10 protein-coding genes are annotated in these 17,012 nt (G+C 65.2%); 8 read left to right on the top strand and 2 right to left on the bottom strand.

The window, feature by feature from the left end:
• The first annotated feature begins 122 nt into the window (after positions 1 to 122).
• Both ASD28_RS05485 and ASD28_RS33155 read left to right on the top strand, forming a co-directional pair.
• Positions 123 to 3,182 (top strand): type VI secretion system Vgr family protein, encoded by a 3,060-nt coding sequence (locus tag ASD28_RS05485; RefSeq protein ID WP_082577359.1) that lies wholly within the window; start codon positions 123 to 125, stop codon positions 3,180 to 3,182.
• A complete protein-coding gene (locus ASD28_RS33155) occupies positions 3,179 to 4,786 on the top strand; it encodes a hypothetical protein (protein ID WP_156403829.1) in 1,608 nt (535 codons plus the stop codon). Before ASD28_RS05485 ends, ASD28_RS33155 begins: the two co-directional genes overlap by 4 nt.
• Positions 4,787 to 5,061: 275 nt before the next feature.
• On the opposite strand, the gene ASD28_RS05475 is transcribed toward ASD28_RS33155, so the two are convergent.
• Positions 5,062 to 6,273: a hypothetical protein gene (locus ASD28_RS05475; protein ID WP_056125153.1), complete on the bottom strand. Its 1,212-nt coding sequence runs from the start codon at positions 6,271 to 6,273 to the stop codon at positions 5,062 to 5,064.
• 126 nt (positions 6,274 to 6,399) lie between these two features.
• Here ASD28_RS05475 and ASD28_RS05470 point away from each other — a divergent pair, with 126 nt between their 5' ends.
• The 6 genes from ASD28_RS05470 to ASD28_RS05445 all read left to right on the top strand — a co-directional run bounded on the left by ASD28_RS05470 (position 6,400) and on the right by ASD28_RS05445 (position 14,541).
• Positions 6,400 to 7,461 carry an acyl-CoA dehydrogenase family protein gene (locus tag ASD28_RS05470; protein WP_082577357.1) on the top strand — a complete coding sequence of 354 codons (1,062 nt, stop codon included), beginning with the start codon at positions 6,400 to 6,402 and terminating at the stop codon, positions 7,459 to 7,461.
• A gap of 131 nt (positions 7,462 to 7,592) precedes the next feature.
• Entirely contained in the window at positions 7,593 to 9,197 is a 1,605-nt protein-coding gene (locus tag ASD28_RS05465; RefSeq protein ID WP_056125148.1) for a methyl-accepting chemotaxis protein, read from the top strand.
• 31 nt (positions 9,198 to 9,228) lie between these two features.
• Positions 9,229 to 9,639: a hypothetical protein gene (locus ASD28_RS05460; protein ID WP_082577356.1), complete on the top strand. Its 411-nt coding sequence runs from the start codon at positions 9,229 to 9,231 to the stop codon at positions 9,637 to 9,639.
• A gap of 12 nt (positions 9,640 to 9,651) precedes the next feature.
• Positions 9,652 to 10,746, top strand: coding sequence for a hypothetical protein (locus ASD28_RS05455; RefSeq protein WP_056125144.1), 1,095 nt, complete (start codon positions 9,652 to 9,654; stop codon positions 10,744 to 10,746).
• Positions 10,747 to 10,826: 80 nt separating this feature from the next.
• Complete coding sequence (locus ASD28_RS05450) at positions 10,827 to 12,239, top strand: DUF3943 domain-containing protein (RefSeq protein ID WP_082577355.1); 1,413 nt, start codon at positions 10,827 to 10,829, stop codon at positions 12,237 to 12,239.
• Between the two features lie 70 nt (positions 12,240 to 12,309).
• On the top strand, positions 12,310 to 14,541 hold the full coding sequence (locus ASD28_RS05445) for a glycoside hydrolase family 3 N-terminal domain-containing protein (RefSeq protein ID WP_056125140.1): 2,232 nt from the start codon (positions 12,310 to 12,312) through the stop codon (positions 14,539 to 14,541).
• A 58-nt stretch (positions 14,542 to 14,599) separates the two neighbouring features.
• Here the strand turns inward: ASD28_RS05445 and ASD28_RS05440 are convergent, their stop codons facing one another.
• Complete coding sequence (locus ASD28_RS05440; RefSeq protein WP_056125137.1) at positions 14,600 to 16,972, bottom strand: TonB-dependent receptor; 2,373 nt, start codon at positions 16,970 to 16,972, stop codon at positions 14,600 to 14,602.
• Positions 16,973 to 17,012: the final 40 nt, after the last annotated feature.

Genomic DNA, 17,012 nt, shown 5'->3' with positions numbered 1-17,012 from the left:
TCTTAATCACGGTTTGTAACAGTTATGCAGTTTCTTTCAGGCTATAGCGTAGCGCTTGTGATTAGCGTAAAGTTAAGTTTGTTAAGTATGGATGAGTTGGAGAGTGTGTCTTGCAGCAAGCTATGACCCAGGCGCTGGAAGCGCTGGCCGCCCTTGCCGGATTCGACAGCGTCACGCGCCTGTACGCGTTGCGGATCGGGGACGACGATACGGATTTGCCCGGCGGTGAACTGCTGGTCGAGGCGTTCGTCGCCGACGATGCGGTGCAGGGACTCGGCGTACGCGACGTGATCGCGCTGTCGACCAGCGCCGCGCTCGATCCATCCGCGCTGCTGGGCCGGCCGGCCGCCCTCGAAGTCACCCTGGCGGACGGCACGCGGGCCGACTTCGCCGGCGCGATCTGCGCGGCGGCGCAACTGGGCAGCAACGGCGGCCTGGCGCGCTACCGCGTCCGCATCGCGCACTGGGTGTGGCGCCTGGCCCACGTGCGCAATAGCCGCGTGTGGCAGGACAAGTCCGTGATCGACATCGTCGACGACGTCTTTTCCGCCTACGCGCCCGACGCGCGCTGGCGCTGGAGCGACGACGTCGGCCCGTTCATGGACGGCGCCAACCCGCGCAGCTACTGCTGCCAGTACCGCGAATCGGACCTCGCGTTCGTCGAGCGGCTGCTCGCGGAAGAAGGCCTGGCATGGCGCTTCGAACAGGCCAACGACGGCCCGCGCATGGTGCTGTTCGCGGACAGCCGCGATGCGTCCGCCGTGACCGACGACCCCAGCATCGACGCCGGCGGCGCGCGCTTCCACGGCGCGCACGCACGCGAAAAAAGCGACAGCGTGCAGGCGCTGGCGGCGCTGCGCGGCGTCGGCGCGTCCGCCGTTACCGTGCTCAGTTACGATTACAAGAGCAAGCAGGCGGTCGCCGCGAACTCGCCGTCGCGCCAGTCGAACGGCAGCCTGCCGTGGCTCGAATCGTTCGACACGCCTGGACAGTACGCGTATGCCGACAGTGCCCAGGCCCGCCGCTACGCCGACCTGCAGATGGAAGCGCGCGAGGCGCGCAGCCAGTCGTGGCGCGGCCGTTCGACCTTGCGCACACTGCGCGCCGGCACGCGCCTGACCGTGATCGGCGCCCCGGTGAGCGCGCTCGGCGCGGCGGCACCGTTCACGGTCCTGCGCGTGACGAGCGTCGGCGTGAACAACCTGCCGACGCGGGCGCAGGATGCGCTGGCCGAGTTGTTCGGTCCCATCCCCGAACTGCTGGAAGACACCATGCGCGACGACCTGCCGGAAGATTTCGGCCTGGCGCTCGCGCAGGCACGCGTGGCCGGCTACGCGAACTGCTTCGACGCCGTCGCCGCCGACGTCGTGTGGCGTCCGCAACTGGACGGCAGCGACGGCCGCAGCCACCCGCGCCCGACGGCGGCCGGCGCGCAGAGCGCGATCGTCGTCGGCGCCGACGGCAGCGACACGCCACGCGGCGCCGACGAACTGTATTGCGACCGCCTGGGCCGCGTGCGCATCCGCTTCCACTGGCAGGACAGCGGCGACGCCACGTGCTGGGTGCGTGTGGCGCAGCGCCTGGCGGGCGGCGGCATCGGCAGCCAGTTCCTGCCGCGGATCGGGCAGGAAGTCGTCGTCCAGTTCATCGAAAACGACATCGACCGCCCGATCATCGTGGGCGCGCTGTACAACGGCCAGGGCGAAGGCGGCGTGCCGCCGACCCCGGGCGGCGAGCACCGCGACGCCGGCACCGATCCGTTCGACGCCGCCCACGACCACGCAGCGTCCGGCCAGGGCAACCTCGCCGGCGGCAACAGCCCCGTGTGGCACGGCGCCTCGGCTGCCGTCGCGGGCCACCGCAACGCCGCGGCCCAGTGGGGCGTGCGCACGAAGGAATTCGGTGGTGCAGGCTACAACCAGCTGCTGTTCGACGACACCGACGCGCAGGGCCGCGTGCAGCTGCGCACGACGCACGCCGCGACGGAACTGAACCTGGGCCACCTGATCCACGGCGCCGACAACTACCGCGGCAGCCTGCGCGGCCAGGGCGCCGAACTGCGCACCGATGCCTATGGCGCGCTGCGCGCGGGCGCGGGTTTGCTCGTATCGAGTTATCGCATCGAGCACGATGCGTCGTCGCGCGAGCCGGTGGGCGACAACGTGGCCGGCATCGCGCTGCTGAAACAGGCCGTCAAGCTGGGCGAGACGTTCAGCGAGGCGGCGACGACGCACAAGACAGTGGGCCTGGCAGCGCACCTGGGTGCGACGAAGGCCGGCACCAGCGCGCTGGATGCGAAGGCGGCGCCGTTGCAGGCCATGTTGAATGCGGTGGCCGGGACGGTGGCGCTGGATGGCGCTGCATCGGGCGACGACAAGCTGCCGCACGTGGCGGCGCCCGTGATCGCTCTGTCGGCGAAGGCCGGGCTGGGCGTGACCGCGGCGGATGCGGTGCAGCTGTCGAACGGCGAGACGGTCAGCTTGATGAGTGGGCAGGACACGCAGTTCGTCACCGGTGGCGCCATGCGGATGCATACCGGGCAGGCGATCGGCATACTGGCCGGCGCCGTGAAGGCGGACGAAGGCGGCGTCGGGCTGCAGATGATCGCGGCGCAGGATGCGGTCGATGTGCAGGCGCAGGCCGGGACACTCGATGTGCAGGCGAGAGACGACGTGCATGTCGTCAGTGCGAATGCGCATGTGGATTGGGCGGCGGCGAAGCGGATCAGTTTGTCGACGGCGGATGGGGCGAATATCACCATCGAAGGCGGGAATATTACGGTGCAGTGTCCGGGGAAGATTGCGGTGCATGCGGGGAGAAAGAGCTTTGCAGGCGGGGCCCGGTCCAATTTCGCCATGCCGCACCTCCCTCGCGTCGAATTGAAAAAGGATGAGATCGAATTCCGTTATTTCACTGATTGGGGAGAAGTGATTGCTGGGCGTCCGTTCAAGGCATTTTTAAGTGATGGCACGGTCAGAAAGGGTACCCTTGATGCCGATGGCTATGCCCGACTCGGCGACGTACCGCTCGGTGTGACAGCTCGCGTGGAGTATCAGCGGGACACGAATCCAGCCAAGTCGCATGTCCGCGCGGAGCTCGACGACGACGTGAACGCGTTTTTTGCTGCTTCGATCAACAGGCTGCCAACGGATCCAGACGAATCGGATGGAAACACGGCATGAGTGAGCGCAAATCGATTGTCGACGATGTCTGGTCCAGTGCGATTGGAGGACTGGATTGGTTGAAATCCGTTTTATTCGGTGAGTTCGCGGACAATAGGCCGTTGTCGGTGATCGTTGCCGACATGCTGGTCAGTTTCGTCCCTGGGGTTGTAATCGTTACCAGCGCACGAGATGCCGTCGCAGTGATTGTCCGGCTTGCACAGCATCCTGAGAAGCGGGATGACACAATGGAATGGATCGTTCTCGCTGCCTGTATGATAACTCTGGCCTTGCCGTTGGCAATGGCCGCAGGTGGAGCAGTGGCGGCAGGTATCGGTGCCGTAGTTGGCGGCATTGCAGGCTCCGAGTTGGGCGCAGCCTTGCGTGCGGTTATGCTCTTGCTCATCAAAGAGGCTGCGAAGCTTGGTGATGTCATCAGGTTTCTCCAGAAATTTGTAAAAGGCGACTTGATCGGTTTTCTTAGAGCAATCAAGTTCGGGATCTATGAAAAAGCGTTGTTGCAGGCCTTTGAGAAGACAGTAAACAAGCTTATCGAAATTTGCAGGGGCTTACGTGCGCAACTTGAGCATTTCAAGTATTTTAGTGAGGCACGAAGAGCAATTGTGACATTGGGCGAGTGGGAGAGGAAGTTCTACGCCGTTCAGGCAGCCGCGATAAAGCAGCTGCCGGTGGCGTTGGTCGAGCTTGATGCGAGACTCGGAAGACTTCTCGCGCAGGTCGCACCAAAGGAATCGCACACGGTTATCCCAGCGGTAAAGGCAGCGCGTCCAGAGAAGGTTGAAATAGTTGCTCAACATATTAATGACACCGCTGGCAAACCTTTGAAGTCGGCCTCTTCCGAGTATTCCGGCAGCGGCGCCCGTAACGGTACGGCCCAGTCTAAAGCATCGTATGCATCCGAAAAAAATGGTGGTGCTAGTGGAGGGGATAACTCAGGAGCGCCTCCTCGCAAAGATTTGCCTGACCCTCCAGAGAAACCTAAAGAAGGTCCGAATTCCAAACGGCAAGAGGTGCTTGCGGAAGATTTTGCAGCCGTATATGCGAAAGCCCCCGCCGCGAAAGTTGAGATCGACGCGCTGGCGGATGAGATAGCAGCAAGATATGGTGGTCGAGTAGCCAAGGCGCCAATCAAATCCGAAAAGCGCGCCATGGAGAAAATCGTCAACGACTACGAGGGCGATCCCACACGAATCAAGGACTTGGCGAGAAATACGATTATCGTCCCCGGTGAGAAAATCGATGATGTAGTGCGCGACCTCAAGGAGGCCGGCGCAGCAGTAAAACGCATTGATCCTGAGACTGACCCGTTCGGATATAGTGGAGTCAACAGTAATTTGAAAACCAAGAGTGGTCTGATCGCGGAGATTCAGGTAAATTCGCCAGAAATGATTTATGCTAAGGAGTCTGAGGACCTTGCTCGCGGAATCTTGGGTAGCGATGTGTACGAAGAAATTGCAAGGAAGGTCACGGTTCCAGGCGGGCAAGGCCATTTGTTATATGAAATGGGCCGCTCATTGCCTCCGGAATCAGAACGCCTTTCTCAAATTGAGGCTGAGAGTAGGTCATACTACGAATCGATAAGAAGGCTAGCGAATGGGAATTAGTAAATCTGCGTTATGTAAAGATCGCGACGTATTTGTCGATTATGAACTTGAGGAGGTAATGTTCCGGTGGGATGCGCAATCGGGCCAGGTATTCCGGAAATTCTATGGTGCAGATAATGAGACGTTGCTGACTGATCATTCGAACCGCTTATTCAACGATGTGCTGAGATTTGGCGACGAAATAGATGCCGCGACTTACGCGCTCGGCAGGGCGCGGCGTTAGTTTTTTCCGATCGTTCTCGCCCAACAAGCCTGAATTGCGCCGTCTCGTGTGATCACGGGACGGTCCCGGTACAATCCTCTTGAGTACCATCCATCAGCACCCTCCGCTTGATCTGTCCATTGGCGATATACGGCATCTCCGGACAATAACGGCGCCCAGCCGTCGTATCGATCGGTTTCCACGCCGTGCTCTCCGTCCGCACGACCTTGAGTTCCCCCGCTCCGTCACGCTTCCAAATCGCGATGTCGCCCGACACATTGGGCAATGCCTGCGATTCGCAGCCGCTGAAGTCATCGAACGTCAACGTAAGGCGATCGCCGACCTGTTCCACCCGGTCGGGAAATTCGATACGCCCGTCCCGGGACTCGGGAATCGTGTAGCAATACAGGATCTTCTGGCCGACCAGCACCGGCAATTGCACGCTCGATGCCGTGGCGGCTTCCTTCAGGCGCCCACCATCCCAACGATACGTCGTCACGCCATGTTCGCAGCATCCGTTACGCCATTGCGAAACAATGGTTTTGAATTTCTTGTCGAACTCGGGTGAGGCAATCCCTAGCAGCGTTTCCGGTGCATCGACGAAGTGCTGCGTGCCCGGATCGAACAGCCAGGTTTGCTGCGGAATGTTCGGTCCCGCCGGCAAACTGAGCGCGATCGTCAGATCGGGGAAGCCATCGAAATTGGCGTCGACGAACGATGGAATGAAGACGCGGCCTGGCCCCTGGGAATCGGTCGGCAATTCCTGCGCGAGCCGGCCGTTTCGATAAATCCTGATGGCCGTTACGTAAGGCGCTGCGTCGCTGTCATCCGATTCTTTCGGCATCGCGTCGGCAACGAGGCGAAGCTCGAACGGCACCGGTTGCGTATCGCGCAGGTGCAGCGGAAACGTCTTCCTGCCATCGGGCGATGTCCAGGTTCCCGAGGCATTATCTCCGTCCAGGTTCACGGTCCAGCGGCCGGTCGCGATGTTCTTCGCAGACTGCGAATCGCGCTCGGCCAGCTTGAGCGTGTTGGCTTTCACCGTGCCGGTCAGCTCAAGCTGTTGTCGGGTCTTTTCGGAACAGGGCTCGTAGCAATACCAGCCCGACACATTCCCGGCGATGCGGGTCAGCGCCACATTGATCGGCTTTGTGCCGAGTGTGCCGGACAGTCCCCGTTCCCAGACAGGAAATTCGACGCGCGGCGGCTTCGCCTCCTGGGCAAAAGACTGTCCATGCGCGGACAGTAACGAACAAGCCATGATGAAAACGAAGATGTCGCGCATGTTGCTACCTGTGATCGGACCGCTCGAAGTCTACATGGAAACCCGAAGCATCAAAATTGCTATTGTTTGTATGGATCTTGATTTCGCCTAGCATCGCTACAATGCGTTTTTACACGGGACGAATCGATGGTACGAATGGATGAATCGCTGGTCGCATGGCTCGACGCGCATGCGGATAGCCTGGATGCGGACACGCTGCATGCGGATGCGCTGCCGGCCCGTCTGGCCCAGGCCGGCCTGTTCACGGCGGCCGTGCCTGAAGGCGAGGGCGGTGACGGCTGCGCCCTGAGCGCCGCCGCCGATGTCGTCGCGGGACTCGCCGAACACTCGCTCAGTGCCGCCTTCGTGTACTGGGCACAGCGTGCCGTCATCGCCTGCCTGCTGGCGAGCCCGAACCGCGACCTCGTGCGGCGGCTCCTGCCAGACTTGTTGCACGGCCGCCTTGCGGGCGCGCCCGGCTTGTCGAATGCGATGAAATTCCTGGGCGGCCTGGACCGGCTGCGCATCACGGGCACCGCCGCACCGGACGGCATGCGGCTGAACGGCACGGTGGCCTGGGCGACGAATGTGCGCAGGCAGGGGTTCGTCGCCGCGATCGCTGTCGGCGGCGAACATGGAGACAATCCCGCCGTGTTTGCGCTCCCCCACGACGCGCGCGGCGTGGTGCGCGAACCCGACCTCGATCTGCTCGCGCTGCGCGGCACCAACACGGCCGCCCTGCGCCTGGACGAGGTCGTCCTCGATGCCTCCTGGCAGATCCACCCGCAGGCACGGGTCTTCCTGCCCTCGATCCGTCCCGTTTTCGTCGGCCTGCAATGCGGTCTCGGGCTCGGACTCGCACGCGCATCGCTGGGGGCGGCGCGGGCGGCGCTCGACGGCAGGCCGTCGGTCCTGGCGGGCGACATCGACGCGCTCGATGCGGAGATCGCGGCGTGCCGGCAGACGCTGTGCGCCGGTCTCGATGACGGCAGCCTGCGCGAACGGCCGCGCGACCTGCTGACGCTGCGCCTGCGGATGGTCGACATCGCGGCGGCTGCCGTCGCGCTGGAGTTGCAGGCGCTGGGAGGACGGGCGTTGCTGCGCGCGGAAAGCGGCGGTTACGCCCGCCGTGCGCGTGAAGCAGCGTTCCTGGCAGTCGTGACGCCGACGGTGGCCCACCTCAAAGGCGACCTGGCCAGGCTGGCGTAGTCCGGATTTCACACACTTCACAAATGTTGTCTATACGAAATTATTTTCTTGCCAGAATGAGTAAATACCAGATAACATTTGCCTCAAGTCAACTTTGAGGGGCCGGCCTGCGGCTTCTGCGTGGAGTGAAGATGCTGAGCCGCCTGCCCGTGCTGTGGAAAGTCCTGTTGGCGCCGGCCATTGCGATGTTGTGCATGGGGGCTTACCTGACCTTCACGGCCATCGTCTTTAAGCAGAACAACCTGCGCCTGGCGGACGTGCGCGACGTGCAGTATCCGGTGCTCGATGCGCTGACGGAGAACACGGGCGCCCTGGACAAGATCATCGACGTGCTGAATTCGGCCGCCGCCGCCGGTGAACCCGAGCAGATCGCCGGCGCCGACGCCCTGGCTGCGAAGGTGGCGGACAACTACCGCCGCGTGCGCGCGCTCGACCAGGTCCATGAGGCGGACCTGGGCCGGCTGGCGCTGGAGTTCGACACGTATTACAAGACGGCCCGCGTGATTTCCGACGCCATGGCGAATCACAACGGCATGCCGGCCAAGGACAGGCTGCAGGCGATGGCTGCGGCGCTGGCGACCTATCGCAAGGATGTCGCGGGGTTCCGCACGGCGGCGCGCGACCGCTTCACTGGCACCGTGGGCGCGGCGACCGATTCGTCGAACCGGGCCGTGCTCGGCGGCGCCGTCACGGGCTTGCTGGGCCTCGTCGTCACGCTGGCCTTCGCGCTGCTCGTCGCGCGCACGCTGGTGCGCCAGTTGAACGAGGCGGTGCGGGTGGCGGAAACCGTCGCCGCGGGCGACCTGACCAGCATGATCGCCGTGGATGCCCAGGACGAGACGGGCAAGCTGCTGAAGGCGCTGCGGGACATGAACGGCAGCCTGGTGCGGATCGTCAGCGAGGCGCGCAGCGCCACCGACAACATCGCCGCCACCTCGGTCCAGATCGCGCAGGGCAATGGCGACCTGGCCGGGCGCACGGAACACCAGGCGCAGGCGCTCGTGCAGACGTCGTCGTCGATGGGCGCGCTCACCGGCACGGCCAAGGAAAACGCGGCGAATGCCGCGCAGGCCAACGAACTGGCCGGATTCGCCGCCAATGTCGCCACGCAGGGCGGCGCCGTCGTCGGGCAGGTGATCGCCACGATGGAGGCGATCCATGCGTCGTCGCGCGAAATTGCGGACATCGTCGGCGTCATCGAGGGCATCGCGTTCCAGACCAACCTGCTCGCGCTGAACGCGGCCGTCGAGGCGGCGCGCGCCGGCGAACACGGGCGCGGCTTCGCCGTCGTGGCGAACGAAGTGCGCAGCCTCGCGCAGCGTTCGGCCGCCGCGGCGAAGGACATCACGGCCCTGATCGGGCGCTCGGTCTCCCAGGTCGAACTGGGCACGACACTGGCCGACCAGACCGGCCGCACGATGGACGAGATCGTGAGCAGCGTCCGGCGCGTCACCGACATCATGGCCGCGATCGCCGAAGCGAGCAAGGCGCAGACCGCGGGCATCGAGCATATCAACGATGCCATCGCCCAGATGGACTTGGACACGCAGAGCAACGCCGGTCTCGTCGACGAGACCGCGGGCCTGGCGAGCGCGCTGCGCGAGCAGGCCGCCAGCCTGGCTGCCGTCGTGAGCGTGTTCACCCTGGCGCGCCAGGACGCCTTGCCGCAGCCGGCCGCGCGCGACAGGCTCGCGCTGCCGGCATCGAACAGTTCCGTCGCGCGGCGCCGCGCCTGACCCGCATCCTTTTCAACACCACACCATCATCATGAAGAGAGTCCTTCCCGCTGCGGCATCCGCCGTGGCGTTCGCGGCGTGCGCCGCGGCGCCCGCGCACGCCGAGATCAGCATCATCGTGTCCGCCCACTCGTCGCTGGCGCCGCCCGTGACGCAGGTATGCCAGGCGTTCCTCGGTAAGATCAAGTCGCCGACCCCGATCAACCTCACGGAAAAGAACCCGTTGCGCGACGAGTTCTTCGCCAAGGCGTGCAAGAAGGACCCGGTCCAGGTCCAGGCCATGTGGGGCAAGCTGATTTTCACGGGCACCGGCACGCCGCCCGCCGAGGTGGACTCGGGCGCGGCGATGCGCAAGGCCGTCGCCGCCGATCCGAACGCCGTCGGCTACATCGACAGGAAGGACGTTGACGCCACCGTCAAGGTCATCGCCACCGCCAACTAACCGATAAAAAGCATGAAGAAACTGATGATCGCCGCGCTGTTGTCCAGCGCCGGCATGGCACAGGCCAGCGACTTGAATATTTCGGGGTTCGCCACCGTCACCGCGGGCAAGGCCTATGGCGGTTCCGACGGGGAGTTCATGGGGCAGCCGTGTCCCTGCTTCATCGGCAATTACGAGCACGGCGCCGTCTACCACGGCAACGAATGGAGCCTCGCGCGCGAATCGCTGGTGGGCCTGCAGGCCAGCTACCGCTTCACCGGCAAGCTGTCCGGCACCGTCCAGGCGGTGGCGCGCGCGTCGGAGCACGGCAAGCCGGAAGTCGACTGGGCCTATCTCTCATACGACGTGGCGCCCGATACGACGGTGCAAGTGGGCCGCCGCCGGCTGCCGATCTACGCGTACTCGGACAGCGTCTACATCGGCTACACGCTGCCGTGGGCGCGCGTGCCGCAGGATATCTACGGCTGGGAGGTCGGCGCCTACAACGGCGTGAACGTGCGCCATTCGCGCAGCTTCGGCGACTGGGCCGTCACCGGCACCGTGTTCGCCGGCCAGGAGACCACGGAGAACAACACCGAGCAGCGCAAGATCTATTACGGCTACCGCGTCGACGACGACTGGAAGCACATCCTGGGCGGCTACCTCGACGTGTCCAACGAGGTGTTCGGTGCGCGCCTGATCTACATGCAGAACTCGATCGACCTGTCGATGTATCCGCCGGGCGAAGACCCGACGTTCGCCCGGGGCACGCGCCAGCGCATCGTGGGCCTGTCCGGCAGCATCGATTACGGCAACTGGATGGTGCGCGCGGAAGCCAACCGCTTCATGCGTCCCGCGCTGGACTACAAGTCGTCCAGCTGGACGGCGACGGTCGGCTACCGCATCGGCCAGTTCATGCCGATGGCCGGTTTTTCCTCGTACAAGGAAAAGCAGACCGCGACCTATACGGAAACGCAGAATGACAACACGCGCTTCGTCGGCGTGCGCTGGGACTTTCGCAAGAACATGGACCTGAAGGTGCAGTGGGACTCGGTGAAGGATTCGAGCGCGTACGATTTCACCAAGAACGCGAAGATGGTGACGGTGACCTGGGACGTGTTGTTCTGACCCATCCGGTTCCGTGCGACATCGACGGTGGGCATTCGTTATATTTAGATTAACAATGCTCACCCGCTGTCGAGAGGAACATGAAGGTATCGAGGAATCGCTTCATGCCGCGCCGCTGCGCCTGCGCGGTGCTGCTGGCGCTGGCCGCCGGCGCCGTCCTGGCGGACGACGATCCGCTGCAGGAGCCCGGACATGACGGCGACCAACGTCCATACAAAAGCTTTGGCGCCGCGGCGCTGGAAATCGCCACCTTCCAGTTGCTGCTGAACCGCGTGGATCACGCCTTCGTCCGCCCGGACGATTACGGCGTCAGCGTCGGCTCCATCCGCCGCAACCTGCACAGCAGCTGGGTGGTCGACCGCGATCCGTTCGAGATCAACCAGCTGGGCCACCCGTACCAGGGCTCCGTCTACTTCGGCCTCGCGCGCAGCAACGGCCTGACGTTCTGGGAATCGCTGGGCTTCGCGTTCGCCGGCAGCGCGGTGTGGGAAGTCGCGGGCGAGACGACGCCGCCTTCGCGCAACGACCAGATCACGACGAGCTTCGGCGGCAGCTTCCTCGGCGAATCCCTGTATCGCATGGCGAATCTCGTGCTGGAGCAGGGCTATGGCCTGTCCCCGCGCTGGCGCGAGGCCGCCGCGGCCGCGGTGTCGCCGCCGCTCGGCTTCAACCGCTACGTGCGTCCGGGGCGCGGGTCCGGGATCTGGCCCAGCAACAGCCCGGAGATCTACGCGCGCCTGCAGCTGGGCGTCGGCGGCGTCTCGCACAGGAACGTCGGGCCGTCGCAGGCGCCGCACCGCAACGAGGTGTCGGCCGACTTTGCGCTCGACTACGGCCTGCCCGGCAAACCCGGCTACACGTACCGCCGGCCCTTCGATTATTTCCTGTTCCGCCTGCGGCTGTCGAACATCCAGGGCATCGAAAGCCTCGCCTCGCGCGGCCTGCTGTGGGGCGCGCCGTATGCGCCGGGCCGCAACGTGCGCGGCATCGCGGGCCTCTACGGCAGCTACGATTACCTGGCGCCGCAGCTGTTCCGCGTGGCCAGCACGGGCCTGTCGCTGGGCACCAATGCGCAATGGTGGGTGGCCGACGGACTCGCGCTGCAGGGCCACGCATCGGCCGGCGTCGGCTACACGTCGACGGGCACCGTGCGCGCCAGCACGAGCGGCCAGTACAACTACGGCTTCGCGCCGCAGGCGATGCTGATGCTGCGCGTGATCGGCGGCGAGAAGATCGCGCTCGACCTCGCGGCGCGCGAATTCTTCAACGGTAAATTGACCAGTCCCGAGACCGGCGGCACGGACCGCGTGTTCCGGGGCGACGCCACGCTGACCTACCGCCTGAGCGGCCGCCATGCGGTCTCGCTCAAGTACATCACGTCGCGCCGCACGTTCGCGTTCGCCAACGTGCCGGAGCGGCAGCAGCGGCGCGACACCATCGGTCTTTACTACACCTGGCAGCCATTCCGCGGCTCCGGCGCCGTCGAATGGTAGGGCGCTCGCCACCGTTGTAAAACGTTTTACTTGAGGTTATATTGCAGCGGATAACCCTGGTGGAGAGAATATGGAGAAAAAACGTTTTACGCGCACGGCCATCGCCTGTGCGCTGATGGCGCTCGCGGGCGCGGCGCAGGCCGACGTGAGCCAGCGCGTGGAAGCGCTGTTGCGGCAGATGACGCTGGACGAAAAGGTCGGCCAGCTGAACCAGTTGTCGGGCAAGGACTTCAGCACTGGCCCGGGTTCCGGCAAGGTGCGCGACATCGAACGCGACATCCGCGACGGCAGGATCGGCTCCATGCTGAACATCCGCGGCGCGGCCGAGACGCGCCGGGTGCAGGCGCTGGCGCTGCAGTCGCGCCTGCACATTCCGCTGTTGTTCGGGCTCGACGTCATCCACGGCTACCGCACCGTGTTCCCCGTGCCGCTGGGCGAAGCGGCGTCGTGGGACCTCGACGCGATCGAGGAATCGGCCCGCATTGCCGCGCGCGAGGCCTCCGCGGCCGGCGTCCACTGGACGTTCGCGCCGATGGTCGACATCGGCCGCGATCCGCGCTGGGGCAGGGTGATGGAGGGCGCAGGCGAAGACACGTACCTGGGTTCGCGCATCGCCGCGGCCCGCGTGCGCGGCTTCCAGGGCACGAAGCTGGGCGGGCTCGAATCCGTGATGGCCACCGCGAAGCATTTTGCAGGCTATGGCGCCGCGCTCGCCGGCCGCGATTACAACGCCGTCGACATGAGCGAGCACCAGCTCTACGAGACCTATCTGCCGCCGTTCAAGGCCGCGGTGGATGCGGGCGTGGCCACGTTCATGAACTCGTTCAACACGCTGAACGGGATCCCGGCCACCGGCAACGCGATGCTGCAGCGGGACATCCTCAAGGGCCGCTGGGGCTTCAAGGGTTTTGTCGTCAGCGACTGGGGCTCGGTGCGCGAGATGGTCGTCCACGGCTATGCGAACGACTTGCCGGATGCGGCCGCGAAGGCCATCACCGCGGGGAGCGACATGGATATGGAAAGCAGCGCCTACGCCTCGTCGCTCGCGAACCTCGTGCGCAGCGGCCGGGTCGACGTGAAGCTCGTCGACGATGCCGTGCGGCGCGTGCTGACGAAGAAGTTCGAACTGGGCCTGTTCGACGATCCATACCGCTTTTCCGATCCCGCGCGCGAGAAGGCGGCGCTGGCGGATCCGCGCCACCGCGCGGCCGCGCGCCGGATCGCGGCGGAATCGATGGTGCTGCTGAAGAACGACGGCGGCGCGCTGCCGCTGCGCAAGGACGCGCGCTCGATCGCCGTGATCGGACCGCTGGCGGATGCGCGGCGCGATCTCGAAGGCGGCTGGATCGTGGACTCGAATGCGGCGACGATGGCGAGCCTCGTGGATGCCGTGCGCACGCATGCGGGACCGGGCACGCGCGTCGCGTACGCAGCCGGCTGCGACGTGGCCTGCCGCGGCACCGACGGCTTCGCGGCCGCGCTGGACCTCGCGCGCGCGGCCGACGTCGTCGTGCTGGCCGTCGGCGAAAGCTGGGACATGTCGGGCGAGGCGAAATCACGCGCCGATATCGGCCTGCCGGGCCGCCAGGCGGAACTGTTCGACGCGCTGAAGGCGATCGGCAAGACGCCCGTCGTCGTGATCATGGCCGGGCGCCCGCTGATCTTCGAGAACGTCGCGCAAGGGGCGAACGCCATCCTGTACGCGTGGCACCCGGGCAGCGAAGGCGGTAATGCGATCGCGGACGTGCTGTTCGGGGACGTGAATCCGTCGGCGAAGCTGCCGATGACCTTCCCCCGCAATATGGGGCAGATTCCGATCGGTTACCAGCAATACCAGACGGGCCGCCCCGTGCTGGACAACGGGAACAGCGTCTACCGGTCCGCCTACATCGATTCGCCGAACACGCCGCGCTACGCGTTCGGCCATGGCCTGAGCTATACGACGTTCGCGTATGGCGACCTGCGTCTCTCCAGCACGCGGATGACGCCCGACGGGAAGATCACCCTCCAGTTCACGCTGACGAACAGCGGACGCGTGGCCGGCGCCGAGGTCGTGCAGTTCTACCTGCGCGACCCCGTGGCGTCCGTCGTGCGGCCGGTGAAGGAACTGAAGGGTTTTCAACGTATCGCGTTGAAACCGGGCGAGCGCCGCACCGTCAACTTCACGGTCGACCGCGACACCTTGTCGTTCTTCGACCGCAAGCTGGCGTGGGGTGCGGAGCCGGGGACGTTCGAGCTGATGGTCGGCAGCGCATCGGACGACATCCGGCTGCGCCAGACCATCGAGCTGACCGGGCCTTGAGGCCCCCGGAGCGCCGTCGGAAGGCGGCGCTCGGGTTCACCGGGTCGCCTTGTCCTTATCAGAACGTGAGGTCGGCACGCACGCCGAAATAGCGGTGCCAGTCGCGCGGCGGCAGCCATTCGGTGGTGTTCACGGCATGCGGCGTGTTCGGCGCCTTCGGGCTCCACGTGCTGTTGGCGATGCTGTTGTTCAGCCCCGCCGCGTACTGGCGGTCGAACAGGTTGTTGATGAACAGCGTGGCCTTCCAGCGGCCGCCCCGGTCCGCGGCGCCGAACGTCAGGTTCGTGATGCTGTAGGCGCCCTGGATCGTGTTCGGATCCTGGTTCAGCGAGAACTGCGTGCGGCTCTGGTAGCGCGTGGTGGCCGCGATGAAGCCGTCGAAGGGCAGCGCGGGCAGCGGCACGTCGAGCTGGCCGCCCAGGTTCAGCTTGACTTTCGGCGCGTTCGGCAGCGTCTTGCCGGCCAGGTCCTGCACGTTCGTGTTGTTGAATTCGGGGCTCTGGTAGCAGCCCGGCCCCGGCACGGCCGCCGTACCCGCCGCGTTCAGCACGTTGTAGCAGGGGCCGTTGCGGAATTCGCGGATCGTCGCCTCGGTGTAGGCGAGGCTGCCGTTCAGCTGCAGCCGTCGCGTCACGCGCGCGCTGCCTTCCAGTTCCACGCCCTGCGTGCGCAGGCCGCCGATGCTGTTCAGCGCCGTGCGGAAGATGCCGTCGTAGTCGAAGAAGCCGGCCGACTGCTGGAAGTTGCGGAAGTCGGTGCGGAACGCGGCCAGTGAGAACATCGCGCGGTTGTCCCACAGGCTCTGCTTCCAACCCACTTCGTAGCTGCGCGCCGTTTCCGGCGCCACCGGCGGACGCGCCGCCAGCACGGCCGTGAAGCTCGACGTCAGGTCGTACGCGATGCCCTTGTGGCCCGTCGAAATCGTACCGTACACCATCGCGTCCTTGTCCAGCCGATGCTCGAGGCCCAGCTTCCACGTGCGGCTCGTGTTGCTGTCCGAGCGGGTATAAAACTCGGTCTGCGCGAACGCCTGCGGCGGCACCGTGTAGCGGCGGAAGTTGTAGCCCGTGTCCTCGTCGTTCAGCCGCGCGCCGACGATGACGCTCGTGTCGGGGCGGAAGTCCCAGCTGCCCTGGCCGTAGATCGCCTTGTTGATGTTCCAAGCGTCCGCGCCGTAGTTCGTGCCGTAGTTCTGGATCAGCGGGGCCTTGGCCAGCTCGCGATTCAGGTCGTTCTTGCCGTACCAGAGCCCGGCCACGTAGCGGATCGGACCGCGGTCCGGCGACGTGATGCGGAATTCCTGCGTCGTCGACTTCACGTTGAACACGCCGTACTGGTACAGGCCCCCGTGCATCTGCGTGGGCGCGCCGTTGGGCAGGGCGAGGAACTGCAGGATGTCGATGTCGGTGGCGTCGTTATCCTGATAGTCGTCCATGTGGTACTTGCTGTAGGACGAGATGGAGCTGAGCGTCAGGCCGTTCGCGAGGCCGTAGTCGATCTTGAGGCCCGTGCCCCAGTCGTGGAACTTGCCGCCCGTCGGGTAGTCGTTGCGCACGTCGCGGTTGGACGGATTGATGTTGATCCCCGCGAGGACGACGGACTGCGGCAGCTGCGGCGCATTGCGATACAGGCCGCCCGGCGTCATCGACGTGAACGCGGTCGTGCAGCAGAATTTCTCGGTGCGGTTGTAATGGGGCGTCAGCGTGAACGTCAGGTCGTCGGTCGGGCGCCATTCGAACTTCGCATTCAGGTTGTCGCCCTTGCTGCCATTGAGCTTGCCGCCCGTCGTCAGGTTGTTCAGCGTGCCATCGTAATTCGTCTTGCTGGCGGCGACGCGCATGCGGAACGTGTCGGACACGGCTCCCGACACGCTGACGCCGGCGCGCCATTCGTCGTCGTTCGTCGCGAGCAGGGTCGCCGTCGTCCTGACGGGGCCGCCGATCGGCTTCGTCGTGATGTTCAGCGCGCCCGCGATCGAGCTCTTGCCGAACAGGGTGCTCTGCGGCCCCTTCAGCACTTCGATGCGGTTGACGTCGGCGAGGTCCTTGAACGCGTTGGCCTGCATGCCGAGCGGGATGTCGTCGACGATCACCGCGACGTCGGCCTCGACGCCGATGCCCAGCGAGTACGTGCCGACGCCGCGCATGTTGATGCTGAAGTTGCCGGGCTGCGTGCCGTACGACAGCGTCAGTGCGGGCGACAGGGCGGGCAGGTCGTCCAGTTCGCGCACGTTGGAACGCTGCAGGACGGCGTCGCCAAGGACCGTGATCGACGCGGGCACGTCCTGCAGGTTCTGGGCGCGCTTGTTCGCGGTGACGACGACGGTTTCCAGTCTGGCGGGTTCGGGCTGCCGCGCCTCCTGGGCATGGGCGCTCATGGCGAGCAGGGCGATGGCGGCGGCCACGGGCTTGGGTGTGCCGGGGTAACGCATGTGAGTCTCCTTGTTATCGGTCTGGCCGGTGGCGTCACTC

The sequence above is a fragment of the Massilia sp. Root133 genome, from assembly GCF_001426525.1.
Lineage (GTDB): Bacteria > Pseudomonadota > Gammaproteobacteria > Burkholderiales > Burkholderiaceae_D > Telluria > Telluria orientalis.
This window is presented reverse-complemented; position numbering and strand designations above follow the sequence as displayed.